Origin of the sequence: Aeromonas sp. 61P, assembly GCF_051919545.1 — a bacterium.
GTDB lineage: Bacteria > Pseudomonadota > Gammaproteobacteria > Enterobacterales > Aeromonadaceae > Aeromonas > Aeromonas veronii.
On record NZ_JBQBEL010000001.1, the window covers coordinates 3,162,704 to 3,180,066 of the forward strand.

Sequence of the window (17,363 nt, forward strand, 5' to 3'; positions counted from 1 at the left end):
GGAGCCCTTACTTGATAATTACCAGTTGACTTTATTCCATATGCAGAAAATCAGCAACGTCAAATAAAGGGCTCCGCCATCTATTTCTTAAATATTGGTCACAATCTCTTTGACCAACCCCGGCCCTTTATAAATAAAGCCGCTATAAATTTGTACCAGACTGGCACCGGCGGCCAATTTTTCACGGGCGGCCATGGCACTATCAATACCACCTACACCGATAATTGGCAGAACACCATTGAGCGCCTTGGCCAGATGACGGATCACCTCGGTACTCTTGTGCTGCAGCGGACGACCACTCAGGCCACCCGCTTCACCGGCGTGGGGCATGTCATAAATCATCTCGCGCTCGAGGGTGGTATTGGTGGCGATAACCCCATCAATACCATTCCGTACCAGCGAAGCGGCCACCTGATCTATTTCTTCAAGGCTTAAATCCGGGGCAATTTTAACCGCCAGCGGCACATACTTTTTATATTGGGCGGCCAGCTCTTGCTGACGCACCTTGAGGGCGGCCAGCAATTCATCCAGCGCCTCGCCATATTGCAGTGAACGCAAACCCGGGGTGTTGGGGGAAGAGATATTGACGGCAATATAACCGGCATGATCATAAACCTTGTCCATGCAGATCAGGTAATCATCCTTGCCCTGTTCGATGGGAGTGTCTTTGTTTTTGCCGATATTAATGCCGATGACTCCCTGATATTTGGCCTCTTTTACCTTGGCCACCAGATGATCCACCCCCTTGTTGTTGAATCCCATCCGGTTGATGATCCCCTCTGCCGGAATAACCCGGAACAGGCGCGGCTTGTCATTACCGCTTTGGGGTCTGGGGGTGACGGTACCGACTTCGATAAAACCAAATCCCATGGCGCCCAGCGCGTCAATGCACTCACCATCTTTATCCAGACCGGCCGCCAATCCCACCGGATTGGCAAAAGAAAGCCCCATGACAGTGACGGGGCGTTTCGGCAAATTCTGGCGGAAGAAACAATCGAGTGGCGTACCGAGAAGGCGGGGCAAATATTTCATGGAGAGATCGTGAGCCTGTTCCGGATTGAGTTTGAACAGGAAATGCCTGGCGATGGGGTACAACATCTTTGCTCCTTAAAGAAAGCCCCGGCAACTGGCCGGGGCTTTGGGTGTAATGTCGGTGTCATGCCTTAATCTGGCAATTAAAGTGCCCGACAATTCAACTGGAGCAGGTTCAACTCTCGCAAGGCCACCGAGAACTTGGCGAACTCGTGGGTACTGGTGGTCTTGAAGTCGGCCAACATGTGGGTCCAACGGGACAAGAGTTGCTCATGCTCCGAAATCCAGTCGGCCAGTATGGTAGCGCATTCTCCCTGATCTTTGCACCCTTCCAGTACCACAGAAGTGAGACTGCGTTGCTGCCAGTCCAGATCTTCGCGGAAGGAGGCTCGCGCCATCGCCTGCCAGTGGTTGCCGACCGGCTGATGGTTGATCTGGTCGAGGAACCAGTGCAGATCCAGTTTGGCTCCGAGGCGATAGTAAACGTTGGCGGCACGCAGGATATCGGTCTTGTGCTCCGCGGCAATCTGCGCCAGATCCAGGCTGGAGAAGAGGCTGCTCATATGGGCGACCTGACGGGCAATGGCCTCCGGCACCTGTTTCTCCATCCACTTGGCAACAGCCTGACGATGCTCGGCCACTTCGCTCTCATCCATCACCTCGTAGAGGTGCTTCCCCAAGGTCTCGAACGCTGGACGGAAGAAGGCGATGTTCTCGCTGATGCTCCAGCTGCGATTGCGGGCGCGCAGGAACCAGCGGGTGGCACGGCGTACAATGCGGCGGCTGTAGAACATCAGCTCGAGCTGAGTCTGGGCATCCACCAGGTTGTCGCACCCTTCGATATCGCGCCACAGCTGGTTCATGCCAAACACTTCGCGGGCCATGGCAAAGCAGCAGGCCACTTCGGCGACCGAGGCACCGGTTTCGTCCTTCATCCGGCTGGCGAAGTTGAGCCCCATGTCGTTAACCAGCATGTTGGCCACCCGGGTAGCGATGATCTCGCCGCGTAGCGGGTGATCGGCCAGCTGGGTACCAAACTGCTGCTGCACCTTGGCTGGGAAGCTGGTGACCAGCATGTTGGCGAGGAAGGGCTCGTCGGTCACTTCCGGGCAGTTGAGCTGCTCTTTCAGCACCATCTTGCCGTAAGCCACCAGCACCGCCAGTTCGGGGCGGGTCAGTCCCTGCCCTGCCGCCATCCGCTCGGAAAGCTCCTCATCGGATGGCAGGAACTCCAACGCACGGTCCAGCTTGCCTTCCCGCTCCAGCCCCTGAATAAAGCGCTGTTGCTCTTTCAGTTGTTCAGAGCCGCGGAAGCTGGTGACCGAGATGGACTGGGACTGGCGATAGGCGTTGGTGATCACGATCTGCGCCACGTCGTCGGTCATCTCATAGAGCATCTGGTTACGCTGCTTGAGGGTCAGATCCCCTGCGGCCACCAACTGGTTCAGCAGGATCTTGATGTTCACCTCGTTATCGGAGCAATCCACCCCGCCCACGTTGTCGGTAAAATCGGTGTTGATGCGACCGCCCTGACTGGCGTACTCCACCCGACCGAGCTGGGTAAAGCCGAGGTTGCCTCCCTCACCCACGATACGGGCCCGCAGATCGCGGCCGTTGACTCGCAGTGCGTCGTTGCTGCGATCGCCCACTTCCCCATCGCTCTCGCGAGCGCTCTTCACGTAGGTGCCGATGCCGCCGTTCCACAGCAGATCGACATTGAGGCAGAGCAGCGCCTTGATCAGCTCGTTCGGCGCCATGCTGGCCTTGTCAGTGCCGAGCAGGGTCTGCATCTCGGGGCTGAGCTTGATGGACTTGGCCGAGCGCAGGAAGATGCCGCCCCCTTGTGATATCAGCTCGCGGTTGTAGTCATCCCAGCTGGAACCCGGCAGATCGAACAGACGCTGGCGTTCGACAAAACTCTTGGCCGCATCCGGAGTGGGGTCAACGAAGATGTGCATGTGGTTGAACGCGCCCACCAGCCGGGTGTGCTCGGAGAGCAGCATGCCGTTGCCGAACACGTCGCCGGCCATGTCCCCAATCCCCACGCAAGTGAAGTCGGTGGTCTGGCAGTTGACGCCAATTTCACGAAAATGCCGCTTGACCGACTCCCAGGCGCCGCGGGCGGTGATACCCATCTTCTTGTGGTCGTAACCGACCGAGCCGCCGGAGGCGAACGCATCGCCGAGCCAATGGCCGTATTCGAGGCTGATCTCGTTGGCAATATCCGAGAAGGTGGCAGTCCCCTTGTCGGCAGCAACCACCAGGTAGTAGTCATCCTCATCGTGACGCACCACGGATTTGGGCGGGATCACCTCGCCGCCGATGATGTTGTCAGTCACATCGAGCAGGCCGCGGATAAACAGGCGATAACAGGCCTTGCCCTCCTCCTGAATGACGGCGCGGGGCGCCCCCACCGGCATCTGCTTGCAGTAGAAACCGCCCTTGGCCCCCACCGGCACGATGACGGTGTTCTTCACCTGCTGGGCTTTCACCAGACCCAGCACTTCGGTACGGAAGTCCTCCTTGCGATCGGACCAGCGCAGACCGCCACGAGCCACTTTACCCCAGCGCAGATGCACCCCTTCCACCCGCGGCGAGTAGACGAAGATCTCGAATTTCGGCAGCGGCAGCGGCATGTCGGTGATGCTGGAGGGAGCCAGTTTGAAGGAGATGTAGGGCTTGATATTGCCCGCCTTGTCCAGCTGGTAGTAGTTGGTACGCAGGGTAGCGTCAATCATCTCCACATAGCGGCGGATGATGCGATCGTCATCCAGGTTGGCCACCTGATCCAGCTTGGCGGCAAGCTCCTCGTGCAGCTTGGCTTCTGCTTTGGCATCTTGCTTGCCAGCCGGGTCGAGGCGCTGCTCAAACAGGGTAAACAGCTGTTGGGCGATATCGGGATAACGGGTCAGAGTCTCTTCGATATAGGACTGACTGAAGGAGACGCCGGTCTGGCGCATGTATTTGGCATAGGCGCGCAGCACCGACACCTGGCGGCCGGTGAGACCCGCCCCCAATACCAGCCGGTTGAAGCCGTCATCTTCCAGCTGCTTGTTCCAGATGGCAGCAAAGGCCTGCTGGAAGCGTTGCTGACTCTGGGCCAGATCAAAGGGCTGCTCGCCGTGCAGCAACATGGAGAAGTCGAGGATCCAGAACAGATCGCCACCTGGAGTGCGTACCTGATACGGGGTCTCACCTATCACCCGCAGTCCCATGTTCTCCAGCATCGGCAGCACATCGGAGAGGTGAATGGGCTCGGTGCGGTGGAACAGCTTGAGCCGTACCCGACGGTCGTTCTCCTCCTCCTGCGCGCGGTAGAACAGCATACCGAGCGGCTCGGCTTCGCTCAGGTTATCGAGCGCCATGATGTCGGCCACAGCAGAGCCCGGCAGCACATCTTCCTTGTAAGCACGGGGGAAGGCGGTGCTGAAACGGCGGCGCAGCTCGTTACCACGGGCCTCGCCATAATGGGAAAGCAGCACGGAGTCGAGTCTGTCGTCCCAGCTGCGGGCCGCTTCAATCAGGTTGTTCTGTACTTCGTTCACATCCACATCCACGTTGTTGTTGTTGACCCGCACTATGTAGTGGGTCCGCGCCAGCACGCCCTCGGTGAAGTAGACGTTGAACTCCACCTCTTCGTTGCTGCCAAAATATTTCTGCAATATTTGCTGGGTCTTGATCCGCAGCGCCGTGTTGTAGCGCTCCTTGGTGACATAGACCATGCAGGAGAAGAAACGGCCGTACACATCGCGGCGCACGAACAGCCGCAGCATGTCACGCTCCTGCATCTCCAGCACCCCAAGACCGGTGGCCAGCAGCTCCTCTTCACGGGCCTGGATCAGCTCATCGCGAGGATAGGTTTCCAATACGTTGAGCAGCGCCTTGTAGGCGTGGGAGCCCTTCTCATGACCGGAGGCGGCCATGATGCGCTCGAGACGATGGCTGATGAGCGGGATCTGGGTCGCGCTGGTGTTGTAGATGGAAGAGGCATAGAGACCGATGAAGCGATCTTCCCCGATCACCTTGCCATGCTCGTCAAAGCGCTTGATGCCGATGTAATCCACATAAGCCGGACGGTGCACCCGGGACTTGCTGTTGGATTTGGTGAGGATCAGCAGGTCAGAACTCAGAGCGGCATGACGGGCGCTGGCAGGCATGTTGCCAAGGCGCTGGCCCACCTCCTTGATGGAGTTCTTCATCAGCCCCAGACTGGAGCTCGCCTGCGGCAGGATCTCGTGATCCCCCTCCACCGCCTTGACGTCGTAACGGCGATACCCCATCAGGGTGAAGTTGTGGGCAGCCACCCATTTAAGGAAAGCAACGCAGGAGGCCACCTCCTCCTTGCTGACCGGGTGCTTGCGCTTGGGAAGTTCGTCGATGATCTCATTGAGCTTGGCCAGCATCGGCTGCCAGTCGCCGACTGCCAGCGCCACTTCACCAGCCACCGAGTTGAGCTCGGCAGCCAGCGCGGCCATTTGCTCCTCGCTGGTGAGGTGATCGATCTCGATAAGGAATGCCGTTTCAACCGAGGTCTGCCCGTCGGTGTTGTCGAGCTCCAGAATGGAGTCAATCTTGCCATCCGAACCGCGAATGAGGTGCAGCGGTTGGTGCAGCATCATGTGGGCGGTGATATTGAGCCGTTTGAGCGCCATCCGAATGGAGTCCACCAGGAAGGGCGAGTCCTGCAGGATCACCTCGACGATGGTATGGGGCGATTGCCAGCCGTGACGGGTCAGCTCGGGGTTGTAGACCCGGATGTAGGGATCGGTACCGCTGCGCTGATTGAGGGCATTCCACAGGCTCAGGGCCGCACCGTAGAGATCGCTGTCATTGCGATCGTGCAGATCGGAGCTCGCCATGTTGCCGTAGAACTTGGCAACGAAGCACTCGACCAGAGAGGCGCTGTTTTTGGGCAACTTTTGATGGATCAGGCTGAGAACGTTTTCGAGCAGAACTGAGGTAGGGGCGTCTTTCAATGCCATTTTTATATTCCTTATCGGACGACATTAACCACCGACGCAGAGGCAACCACCCTGGTTACCCGCTGGTGCAGAGTTGTTGCGAAGTGTAATGGCTTGGATAAGGGAAGGCGAGGAAAGGTGCTAACGGGATGTTAAAAACAAGGTGCAGATCACGGCTTAAACTGTGAGAAATTTTGCAAATAACCAAAAATACAGAAATTCCCACTACCTTTGTGCCAGTTTACCGGATGGATAGTGACGCAAAGCAGATAAACAGTCGGTAATCTGTTCGATTTTTGTTAATTTATGCGTTCGAGGCTGATAAAGCGGTAATCGTCCTGGGTTTTCAGCCGAAAATAGCCATGCACACCATTGATGGCGACAAAGGGCCGTATTTTTTCTATGCCAAGCTCCAGGGTCAATCCCTGTTCGCTGCGCACCACCAGCCGTCTGGCATGGCCCTGATACATCAGCATCACCTCGTCACTGCTCAATGAGAGCCGAAAAGTAAACTGCTTCACGCTTGCTCCTGATCACACGACAAATCACACAATAGGGGCAGGCGCATTCACGCCCCTGCCCCGTCAACACTTACTGCTGTAGTGCCTTGCTGACCTTCTCGAACAGATCCCGTGCCAGCCCCTCAAGGTTGGCAAGACGGGTCAGCTCGGCGCGGATCAGGGCCTTGCGCGCCTCATCCAATCGCTTGAACTGGATAAGCGGAGTGATAAGGCGGGAGGCCACCTGCGGATTGACCTCGTTGAGCTCGATCAGCAGATCGGTCAGGAAGCGGTAACCGCTGCCATCCACCGCATGGAACTGCACCTGATTGCTCATGGCGAAACTACCGATCAGCGCCCGCAGCCGGTTAGGATTGCGAATGCTGAAAGTGGGGTGATTCATCGCCTGTTTCACTTCGCTAAGCACATCGGCAGCCGGTTTGCTGCCAATCAGCCGCAGCCAATTGTCCAGCACCAGTCCATCCTTGGCCCACTTGCCTTCAAAATCGGCCAACAGCGCGGCACGGCATGGCAACAGATAGCCGTTGGCCACCTGCAACGCCGCCAGGGTGTCGGTCATGTTGTCGGCAGTTGCATACTGCTCGCGCACCAACGCATCGGCATGCTCCGCATCCAGCGCCGCCAGATAGCCGAGCACTACCCCTTTGAGGGCCCGCTTGGCCATGTCGGCATGCACCACCTGATAACCATTCAGACGCAGGCTCTGATAGGTCGCCGCCAAGCGTGCGCCAAAGGCCTCGGCAAGACGGGTGTGGATCGCGTTGCGCACCTGATGAATGGCATCGATATCGGCCACCTCGAACAGCTCGGCCAGGGTCGCTTCACCGGGCAGCGCCAGGATCTCCGCCTTGAGGGCCAAATCGAGATCGCTGTCGTCCAGAATAGCGACGAAGGCGGCCAACAGGGTTTGGGAGAGCTCAACCCCCAGCCCGTGCTGGACCCGCGCCACCCCGTCGATGACCGCCTTGTTGATCAGCATCTGGGCCGCATCCCAACGGGCAAACTCGTTGCGGGCAAAGCGCATCAGGAAGGCGAGCGCTTCATCGCTGTAGTCATAGTGCAGCTTGACCGGCGCGGAGAAGTCCCGCAGCAGGGAGGGAACCGGTTTGACCGGCACCCGATCGAATTCGAAGGTCTGCTCCGCTTCCAGCACGTCGAGCACGTTGCCGATGGCCTTTCCCTGATACTGCAGCGCAATGACGGCACCCTGCTCGTCATAAAGCTCGATATCGAAGGGGATATGCAGCGGCAGCTTCTGCGGCTGATCCTGAGTCGGCGGGGTGTGCTGGCTCACATGCAGACGGTAAACGCCGCTGGCGGCATCATACTCGTCGGTCACTGTCAGCTCAGGGGTACCGGACTGGCTGTACCAACGGCGGAAACGGCCGAGATCGACACCGGAAGCATCCTCCATCGCTTGCACGAAATCATCACAAGTAGCGGCCGAGCCGTCGTGACGCTCGAAGTAGAGACGCATACCAGCCTGGAAGGCATCTTCCCCCAGCAGGGTGTGCATCATGCGGATCACTTCCGACCCTTTCTCATAGACGGTCAGGGTGTAGAAGTTGTTCATCTCGATCACCACATCCGGGCGGATCGGGTGCGCCATGGGGCCAGCATCTTCCGCAAACTGCGGGCCGCGGACGGTACGCACGTTGTTGATGCGGTTGACGCCACGGGAGCCTAGGTCGGAGGAGAACTCCTGATCCCGGAACACTGTCAGCCCCTCTTTCAGGCTGAGTTGAAACCAGTCACGACAGGTGACGCGGTTGCCGGTCCAGTTGTGGAAATATTCGTGGCCGATCACCCGTTCGATACCGTGGTAGTCGCTGTCGGTGGCGGTGGCCGGATTGGCCAGCACGAACTTGGAGTTGAAGATGTTGAGCCCCTTGTTCTCCATGGCGCCCATGTTGAAGAAGTCCACCGCAACGATCATGTAGATGTCGAGATCATACTCGAGGCCAAAACGCTGTTCGTCCCAGCGCATGGAGTTGATGAGGCTCTCCATGGCAAAACCGGCGCGATCGAGGTTGCCCTTGTCGACGAAGATCTCGAGGGCCACTTTGCGACCGCTCTTGGTGGTGTAGTGGCTGCGCTCCACATCGAAATCACCGGCCACCAGCGCAAACAGATAGCTCGGTTTGGGGAAAGGATCCTGCCACTGCACGAAATGGCGTCCGCCATCCAGATCACCGCTGTCGACCTTGTTGCCGTTGGAGAGCAGGAAGGGGAACTGGGCTTTGTCGGCGGTAATGCGGGTGCTGTAGCGCGCCAGAATGTCGGGGCGGTCCAGATAATAGGTTATGCGGCGAAAGCCTTCCGCTTCACACTGGGTGCAGTAGGCATCGCCTGACTTGTAAAGCCCTTCCAGGGCGGTGTTGGCGGCCGGATCCAGCAGGGTGACAATGGTCAGCACACATTCGGCCGGCAGGTTGAACAGGGTCAGACTGCTCTCGCCTTGCTCGTAATGGTCACAGGGAATGCCATCGATGGCAACGCCCTTGAGGGTCAGCTGTTCACCATCGAGGACGAGCGGCGCATTGTGCTCGCCGTTGCGACGAATGCGGGTGATGGCGGTGACCTGGGTCAGCGGCTCCTGCAGTTGGAAATCGAGGTCGATGGTGTCGATCCAGTAGAGCGGCGCCTGATAATCCTGGCGATATTTGGCCGTCATGGCCTGGGAGTGATCGGTCATTATTGTCTGCTTCCACGCTTGTTAAAGGCGAGAAAGAGGCTGTCACAACCAACTGGCGGGGTCAAACAATTTGGCATTACGTCAGATACGCCAGACAAAAAGAAAGGGCGACCGCAGTCGCCCTTGTGCATTGGAGGTCGCCTTGTCAGCTGCGTTTGCTGACCTTGGCCAGATCCGCCGTGATATTGGCCGCTTCGATGAGATACTCATCGGGCGCTTCAAAATCAGCGGGCAGTTCATCCAGACTCTTCACCGCCGGCTTGCCAAGACGTGCCAGACGTTCGTTGGTACGTTTGAGCGCTTTCTCATCCTGTTTCGCCTGCTCTGCAACACGCTCCGCCTCGTTGAGGGAGACCGACTTCTTGTCTTTCTCCTCCTTGTAGTCGGCGATGTCCTGCATCACATAGGCAAACTCAGGATCCTTGGCGATCCGGGCATCGTGCGCCGCCTGCAACTTGGGCAGTACGCTGGCGAAGTTGCCGAGTTTCTCGTAGTTGGCGGAGGCAATCTTGTCCCACGGCAACGCATTGAACTCACGGCTTTCGCCCGTCTCTTCCGGAGCAACCGGTGTCGGGAAGCTGATATCCGGCGCAACGCCCTTGTTCTGGGTGCTGCCACCGTCGATCCGGTAGAACTTGGCGATGGTGTACTGCACGTGACCGAGCGGCTGCTCGTAGAAGTCATAGACCTTGGCGAGACTGCGATGCTGCTGCACCGTCCCCTTGCCGAACGAGTTTTCACCCAGAATCAACGCGCGGCCATAATCCTGCATGGCGGCAGCGAAGATCTCGGAGGCCGAGGCACTGTAGCGGTCGATCATCACCGACATGGGCCCACCGTAGTAGACGTTGCCATCGTCATCGCCATTGACCGTGATACGGCCCATATGATCACGAATTTGCACCACGGGACCGCTGGCAAAGAAGAGACCGCTCAGGGCGGAAGCTTCGGTCAGGGCGCCGCCGCCGTTACCGCGCAGATCGATGATCAAGCCATCGATCTTCTTCTTGTTCAGGCTGGAAAGCTCCTTGATCACGTCATCGTGCAGATTGACGTAGAAACTCGGGATCTCGATAACGCCAATCTTCTTGCCTTCGGCGTTAATCACCTTGGACTTGGCAGCCCGGTCTTCAAGGCGCACCTTATCGCGGGTCAGCTCGATCTGCTCGGTCTTGGCGGTTGCACCCTTGCCGCGCTGGATCTCCAGCTTGACCTTGCTCCCCTTGGGCCCCTTGATGAGCTCGACCACGTCATCAAGACGCCAGCCGATCACATCGACAATCTTGCCATCTTCCTGCCCCACCCCGGTGATCTTGTCATCGGGTTTGAGGTGGTTGGATTTGGCAGCCGGGCCACCGGGCACCAGAGAACGGATGACGGTAAAGTCATCTTCCGCCTGCAACACGGCACCAATCCCCTCCAGCGAGAGGTTCATCTCGGTGTTGAAACGATCGGCACTGCGTGGTGAGAGGTAACTGGTGTGCGGTTCGATGGCGCGAGCGAAGGAGTTCATGAAGAGCTGGAAGACATCCTCGCTCTCGGTCTGGGACATCCGCTTGATAGCGTTGTTGTAACGCTTGCCAAGCAGCTCCTTGATCTCGGGCCACTCCTTGCCACTGAGCTTGAGACTCAGGGCATCGAACTTGACCCGCTGACGCCACAGCTCGTTGAGCTCTGCTTCATCTTTGGGCCAAGCCGCCCCTTCCCGATCAAACACATAGTTGTCGGTCTGGGTAAAATCGAAAGGAGTATCAAGCAGTTTGAGGGCGTATTCGAACCGCTCATAACGCCGCTGCTGACTCAGGTTGAACATCTCGTAGGCGGGAGCCAGACGGCCTCTTTCGAGGTCGGTGTCAAAACCGTTACGGTACTTTTCAAAACGGCTATATCAGAGGCCAAAAACAGGTTGCGGCTGTAGTCCAGATTCTCCAGATATTTATCAAAAATCACGGAGGAAAAGGCATCGTCCAGCTTGAACTGTTTGTAGTGCGAGCGGGTAAACAAATTGGTAATTCGCTTGCTGGCCGTAGCATGTTGGCTCTCTTGAGCCAACACAGGCAAATCACTCTCCTTGAGCACCGGCTCGATGGCCTGTGCAAGCCCGGCAAGCGCCAGGCTACAGGCAACGAGGGAAAAACGAATTACGCCATGCTTCAACATTTGTCTCCTTAGAGAACCAAGTGCTCTGATTTGACCCGCACCATCATGCCGGTCTGCAGTTGGACCTGTACATCGTCCTTGGTTACTTCCTTGATGGTTGCCGGAACCGGGAATTTACCCATAACGACGCGCACATCCTGGCCCACTTTCAGCGTAGCGGCATCCACTTTAACCAGCGGAGCGTCAGCGACCGGTGCCTTGGCGGCAGCTTTCGGCTTGGCAGCTACATCAGCTTTCTCGGTTTTGCGCACAGCAGGACGACGGGGCTTCTTGGCCTTCTCATCCTTCTCTTTGGTATTGGTACGACGGCTGGCGAATACGCGCTCTTTGCTCTCTTTCAGAGCTTGCTTGGCGTGCTCGATGTGCTCTTCGGTCAGCAGTTCGCCCGGGTTGCCATCCAGATCAACGCGAGCCTGGCCAGCTTTGAGACCGTGCAGGTAGCGCCAGCTGGAGGTGTATTGACGCAGTGCGGAACGCAGCATGGTCTTGGAGACTCTGGCATCGTCAGCAAGACGCTCGGCCAAATCCTGGAAGATGCCAATCTTGAGCGGCTTGGCCTCTCCTTCAGCAACGAAGCAGGCCGGGAATTTCTCGACCAGGTAGGCAACGATCTCTTTACTGTTCTTCAGCTTCTCAGTGTTTTCCATGTATAACCTTGGCTTTCATATAAACGCACGGGCACGTCCCGAGCACAACAAAGGCCCCATTATAGAGAGCTTGGGGCCTTTTGCGAACCATCTAGCAATGACTTAGAGCATGCTTTCCAAAATTTGCACCGTTTCTTCGAGGCCAATCCGGTCTTGCTGGTCGAAACGGTTAAAAATTGGACTGTCGATATCGAGCACCCCGATGATCTCGCCACCACGACGCACCGGGATCACGATTTCCGAGTTGCTCGCGCCATCGCAAGCGATGTGACCGTCGAACTGGTGGACATCGTCAATGAGCTGGGTTCTCCCCTCTGCCACTGCCGTACCACACACCCCGCGGCCGACCGGGATCCGTACGCAGGCCGGTTTGCCCTGAAATGGCCCCAATACCAGGGTCTCACCCTGCAACAGATAAAAACCGACCCAGTTGATCTCCTCCAGCTCCTGATTCAGCAGCGCGGAGAGGTTGGCCAGATTGGCAATAAGATCGGTTTCCCCCTCCAGCAGCGCCTTGGCCTGCTGGTTGAGGGTGCGATAAAACGGTTGTTTTTCAATCATGATTAAATGAACTTCACTCCCTGATGGTTTGGGGAAGGTAACGCCTGGCCGGGAAATTTCAAATATTTTTTCCACTCCCCACCTCTTGCGCCGTTATTCCCGGGCAACGGAAAGCGCCAATTGCTGGCGTTGACCATTACTCCACTCGATATTTAACAACCAGATCATGACGGGTGATGTACAGCTCCCCACCTGGGTTACCCCCTGCCACTGTCCTTCTATTTGTTCAAAGTTCACCGGAATGATGCCCATAAACATATCTTTGCCTTCGAGTGTCGCTTTCACAGGTTTGACGACCGGATCGCCGCCGGTAATAGCGATGGCAAAGTCATGTTCGGCGCGCAGCGGTAATTCCTTAATGGCGACCGTCAGCGGCTTGTCACCAATCAGCGCGCTGCAAGGGGTGTGGGAAAGATCACAAATCTGATCTTTTTTCTGGTCAGCAGAGACGCTGTTATCGGCCGAAAACCAGGTGCGATAGGCCATCAGCGCCAATAACAGCGCCAATACCAGTACGAGGTGCAAAACTTTACGTGCGGTAAGTCTCTCTTTCATCAAAAACAGCCCGATTAAGATGCAATTAAAATAGTTTTTTGTGATCTCGAACAAGGTAAAAAACTGCCATATCGAGACCGGACGGAGCCAAATATATCACTGTTTATACTGTTATTTTACCTGTCACTTCAGTATCATTCCCATGCAGTTTTCATTTAGCCATCTTTTGCTTTTCCTTTCGTTAACAGATGTTAACAACTGGTCGGCGGTGGCTGATGAAGCCAGTCCGGTTCTCCGGATACAAAACCAAACAACAGCAGCATCGGAAGCGGAATATAACGATGAGCCATACAACTAACCATCCTGAGTACAACTACACCGTTGTTCGCCAGTTTACCGTCATGACGATTGTCTGGGGAATTGTCGGCATGTCGGTTGGCGTACTGATCGCAGCCCAGTTGATCTGGCCTGCCCTCAACTTCGAGACCCCGTGGCTGACTTACAGTCGTCTGCGGCCCCTCCATACCAACGCAGTGATCTTCGCCTTCGGCGTCAGTGCACTGATGGCAACCTCCTTCTACGTGGTTCAGCGCACCTGTCAAACCAGACTGTTTGGTGGCCCGCTGGCAACCTTCGTCTTCTGGGGTTGGCAAGCAATCATCCTCTCTGCCGCCATATCTCTGCCGCTGGGTTTCACCTCCGCCAAAGAGTATGCCGAGCTGGAGTGGCCGATTGATATCGCCATCACTGTGGTATGGGTCGCCTATGCCATCGTCTTCTTCGGCACCCTGATGAAGCGCACCACCTCCCACATCTATGTGGCGAACTGGTTCTTCGGCGCCTTCATCATCACCGTCGCGGTGCTGCACATTGTCAACAACATGGAAGTGCCGCTCTCCGGCATGAAGTCCTACTCCATGTACTCCGGCGCCATGGACGCCATGGTGCAGTGGTGGTATGGCCACAACGCGGTAGGCTTCCTGCTGACCGCCGGCTTCCTGGGGATGATGTACTACTTCGTGCCCAAGCAGGCCGGTCGTCCGGTTTACTCCTATCGCCTCTCCATCGTGCACTTCTGGGCGCTGATCTCCCTCTATATCTGGGCCGGTCCTCACCACCTGCACTACACCGCACTGCCTGACTGGGCTCAGTCACTGGGCATGGTGATGTCCCTGATCCTGTTTGTCCCCTCCTGGGGCGGCATGATCAACGGCATCATGACTCTCTCCGGTGCCTGGCACAAACTGCGTTATGACCCCATCCTGCGCTTCCTGATCGTCTCCCTCTCTTTCTACGGCATGTCGACCTTCGAAGGCCCAATGATGGCGATCAAAACCGTCAACGCCCTCTCCCACTACACCGACTGGACCGTCGGTCACGTTCACTCCGGTGCGCTGGGTTGGGTTGCCATGGTCTCCATCGGTGCGGTCTATCACCTGATCCCGAACCTGTTCGGTCAGGGCCGGATGTACAGCGTCAAGCTGATCAACGTTCACTTCTGGCTGGCGACCGTGGGCACCGTGCTCTACATCGTTGCCATGTGGATTTCCGGCGTGATGCAGGGCCTGATGTGGCGTGCAGTCAACGAAGACGGCACCCTGACCTACAGCTTCGTTGAAGCCCTGCAGGCATCCTATCCCTTCTATTTCGTGCGCTTCCTGGGTGGCTGCTTCTTCGTCACCGGCATGTTGCTGATGGCTTACAACGCCTATCGCACCATCACTGCGCCCAAAGGTTCTCTGGAACCTGTCGCCCAGCCAGCATGATTGAAGAGGTCAACCCATGAGCAACAATAACCGTCACGAAATATTTGAAAAAAGCGTTCCCATGCTGGTGGTCGGCATCATCTTCGCCATCAGTCTGGGGGGCCTGGTTGAAATCACTCCGCTGTTCTTCCAGAAGCAGACCACCGAGCCGGTGGAGGGCCTAAAGCCCTACACCGCTCTGCAGATGGAAGGACGCGACATCTTCATTCGCGAAGGCTGCACCAACTGCCACAGCCAGATGATCCGTCCGTTCCGTGCCGAAACCGAGCGTTACGGTCACTACTCGGTCGCAGGCGAGAGCGTCTGGGAGCACCCCTTCCTGTGGGGCTCCAAGCGTACAGGTCCGGATCTGGCCCGTGTTGGTGGCCGCTACTCCGACGAGTGGCACAAGGTTCACCTGATCAACCCGCGCGATGTGGTACCGGAATCCAACATGCCCGCCTACCCCTGGCTTGATACCAATGTGCTGACCGGCGAGATGACGGCCAAGAAGCTGGCGCTGTTCCGCGATCACTTCGGTGTGCCCTATACCGACGCCGATATTCAGGGTGCTGGCGAAGCCGTGAAGGGCAAAACCGAGCTGGATGCGCTGGTGGCCTATCTACAATCACTGGGTCATGCCCTGAAATAAGGAGGCAAAGATGGACTACGGCACATTTCGCGGTCTGTATACCCTGCTGTTGATGGCCATCATGATTGGCATCATCGTCTGGGCCTACAGCAAACGCCGCAAGACCTCTTTCGACGAGGCTGCCAATCTGGTTTTTGCCGATGATGAGCAACCCGGTGCTGATAAAAAGAACGCAGGAGCGAAACAATAATGAGCACTCTGTTTAGCATTTTTGTGACTGTCATCAGTCTGGGAACCATCCTCGGCTGCTTCTTGCTGCTGATGTGGTGCCGCAAGGACAAGATGGGTGTGGAAGAAGGCAAATCGATGGGTCACTCCTTCGATGGCATCGAGGAGATCAACAACCCGCTGCCGAAGTGGTGGACTTACATGTTCCTCTTCTTCATCGTCACCGGTCTGGTCTATCTGATCGCCTTCCCGGGGCTTGGCAACTTCAAAGGCCTGCTGGGCTGGCAAAGTTCCAACCAGGACGTGCGCTCGCTGGCCGAGTCCAAGGCTGCAACCGAATCGGCCAAGGCTGAAGGTCGCGCGGTGGAGTATGACCGTGAGGTCGCCAAGGCTGACGAGATCTACGGCGCCAAGTTCCGTGAACTCACCTATGAAGCGGATGGCAAAACCTATCGTGCCATTACCGAAATCGCCAAGGATCCGGAAGCCCTGAAAGTGGGTCAGCGTCTGTTCCTGCAGAACTGCTCCCAGTGCCACGGATCCGATGCCCGCGGTGGCCGCGGCTTCCCGAACCTGACCGACAGCGAATGGCAATGGGGCGGCCAGCCAGATCAAATCAAGACCACCATCATGGGCGGTCGTCAGGGGATCATGGCTGCCTGGGGTGAAATCCTCGGCAAAGATGGCGTTCAGGAAGTGGCCTCCTATGTGCTGAGCCTCTCCGGTCGCAAGGTCGACCTGGTGGAAGCGAAGAAAGGTGAAGCACGCTTTGCCATCTGCGCAGCCTGCCACGGGGCCGATGCCAAGGGCGGTATTGCCGTCGGTGCGCCAGATCTGACCAACAACACCTGGCTCTACGGTGGCTCCCGCGAAGTGGTGGTGCAAACCATCACCCACGGTCGTCACGGCGTGATGCCAGCCTGGAAAGACATTCTGGGTGAGGACAAGGTTCACCTGCTGGCCTCCTACGTTTACAGCCTGTCTCATCAACAGTCTGCCAAATAAGGTTCACCCGTAACGTTGTAACATGTGATAAACACGTGATTACACAGCAAAAAGCCTCGACTCCTCGAGGCTTTTTGTTATCTTGTGTTGCGTAAAAACCATCTTCCACGTTAATCATTCGTTTCATGGCAGTAGCAATCATGACCCAACCTCTATCCAAACCGTGGTATCGCCAATTCTGGCCCTGGTTTATCATCGCCCTCCCCACTGCAGCCGTTGTCGGCAGTATCGCCACCGCCATCATCGCCAGCAAGGATGGGGTCAATCTGGTGGCCGAGGACTATTACAAACAAGGGAAAGAGATCAATCAGGACTTGAGCAAGTTTGACCGCTCCGAAGCGCTCAATATCCGCTTTGGACTGGAGGTTGACGGCAACGAGCTGACTCTCAAACCCATCAGCGGTGACATTCCTGCCGGGCAAGCTCTCTATCTCTCATTGTTCCACCCGACTTTGGCCGGTCAGGACAGCGAACACATGATCACCGCCGATGCGAGCGGCACCTATCGCCTCCATTTCGACAAGCCGCTGGTCGGCAAGTGGCACATTCGGGTCGATGCCTTTGATCACCAGTGGCGATTGCAAGAGACCGTCCAGCTGCCTACCCTGGCCCCTGTCGAACTCGACCCGAAAGGACGCTAAGCCATGACCGGCTGTTCTCACTGTGGCGAGCCGGTGCTCGCCACCGCCCCTGCTGCTTGCATTCTGCATTCAGGGAGGCA

At 57.0% G+C, this 17,363-nt stretch carries 12 protein-coding genes and 1 pseudogene; 5 read left to right on the forward strand and 8 right to left on the reverse strand.

Going from position 1 to position 17,363, the window contains the following annotated elements:
- Positions 1 to 87: 87 nt before the first annotated feature.
- From pyrD to ACTG2O_RS15085, 8 genes and pseudogenes are all read right to left on the reverse strand, one after another.
- Positions 88 to 1,098 carry a quinone-dependent dihydroorotate dehydrogenase gene (pyrD, locus tag ACTG2O_RS15050; RefSeq protein WP_005351917.1) on the reverse strand — a complete coding sequence of 337 codons (1,011 nt, stop codon included), beginning with the start codon at positions 1,096 to 1,098 and terminating at the stop codon, positions 88 to 90.
- Between the two features lie 77 nt (positions 1,099 to 1,175).
- The gene (locus ACTG2O_RS15055) at positions 1,176 to 6,014 is read right to left on the reverse strand and encodes an NAD-glutamate dehydrogenase (RefSeq protein ID WP_439976251.1); all 4,839 of its coding nucleotides are present in this window, start codon (positions 6,012 to 6,014) and stop codon (positions 1,176 to 1,178) included.
- A gap of 278 nt (positions 6,015 to 6,292) precedes the next feature.
- A complete protein-coding gene (locus ACTG2O_RS15060; protein WP_033136823.1) occupies positions 6,293 to 6,514 on the reverse strand; it encodes a DUF2835 domain-containing protein in 222 nt (73 codons plus the stop codon).
- A 70-nt stretch (positions 6,515 to 6,584) separates the two neighbouring features.
- On the reverse strand, positions 6,585 to 9,209 hold the full coding sequence (pepN, locus tag ACTG2O_RS15065; RefSeq protein ID WP_439976252.1) for an aminopeptidase N: 2,625 nt from the start codon (positions 9,207 to 9,209) through the stop codon (positions 6,585 to 6,587).
- A gap of 145 nt (positions 9,210 to 9,354) precedes the next feature.
- Positions 9,355 to 11,369: pseudogene (gene prc / locus ACTG2O_RS15070) on the reverse strand (carboxy terminal-processing peptidase).
- Between the two features lie 8 nt (positions 11,370 to 11,377).
- A complete protein-coding gene (gene proQ / locus ACTG2O_RS15075; protein ID WP_005351923.1) occupies positions 11,378 to 12,016 on the reverse strand; it encodes an RNA chaperone ProQ in 639 nt (212 codons plus the stop codon).
- 102 nt (positions 12,017 to 12,118) lie between these two features.
- On the reverse strand, positions 12,119 to 12,577 hold the full coding sequence (locus ACTG2O_RS15080; RefSeq protein ID WP_005336610.1) for a GAF domain-containing protein: 459 nt from the start codon (positions 12,575 to 12,577) through the stop codon (positions 12,119 to 12,121).
- A gap of 93 nt (positions 12,578 to 12,670) precedes the next feature.
- Positions 12,671 to 13,132: a hypothetical protein gene (locus tag ACTG2O_RS15085; protein WP_439976253.1), complete on the reverse strand. Its 462-nt coding sequence runs from the start codon at positions 13,130 to 13,132 to the stop codon at positions 12,671 to 12,673.
- A 281-nt stretch (positions 13,133 to 13,413) separates the two neighbouring features.
- On the opposite strand from ACTG2O_RS15085, the gene ccoN reads away from it, so the two are divergent.
- The 5 genes from ccoN to ACTG2O_RS15110 all read left to right on the forward strand — a co-directional run bounded on the left by ccoN (position 13,414) and on the right by ACTG2O_RS15110 (position 17,283).
- Positions 13,414 to 14,838 carry a cytochrome-c oxidase, cbb3-type subunit I gene (ccoN, locus tag ACTG2O_RS15090; protein ID WP_005360548.1) on the forward strand — a complete coding sequence of 475 codons (1,425 nt, stop codon included), beginning with the start codon at positions 13,414 to 13,416 and terminating at the stop codon, positions 14,836 to 14,838.
- 16 nt (positions 14,839 to 14,854) lie between these two features.
- A complete protein-coding gene (gene ccoO / locus ACTG2O_RS15095) occupies positions 14,855 to 15,469 on the forward strand; it encodes a cytochrome-c oxidase, cbb3-type subunit II (RefSeq protein ID WP_005336618.1) in 615 nt (204 codons plus the stop codon).
- Between the two features lie 10 nt (positions 15,470 to 15,479).
- The gene (locus tag ACTG2O_RS15100; RefSeq protein ID WP_005336620.1) at positions 15,480 to 15,659 is read left to right on the forward strand and encodes a CcoQ/FixQ family Cbb3-type cytochrome c oxidase assembly chaperone; all 180 of its coding nucleotides are present in this window, start codon (positions 15,480 to 15,482) and stop codon (positions 15,657 to 15,659) included.
- Positions 15,659 to 16,642: a cytochrome-c oxidase, cbb3-type subunit III gene (gene ccoP / locus ACTG2O_RS15105; RefSeq protein ID WP_005351929.1), complete on the forward strand. Its 984-nt coding sequence runs from the start codon at positions 15,659 to 15,661 to the stop codon at positions 16,640 to 16,642. The genes ACTG2O_RS15100 and ccoP overlap by 1 nt, the downstream gene beginning before the upstream one ends.
- 140 nt (positions 16,643 to 16,782) lie before the next feature.
- Positions 16,783 to 17,283: a FixH family protein gene (locus ACTG2O_RS15110; RefSeq protein ID WP_005345427.1), complete on the forward strand. Its 501-nt coding sequence runs from the start codon at positions 16,783 to 16,785 to the stop codon at positions 17,281 to 17,283.
- The last annotated feature ends 80 nt before the right edge of the window (positions 17,284 to 17,363 follow it).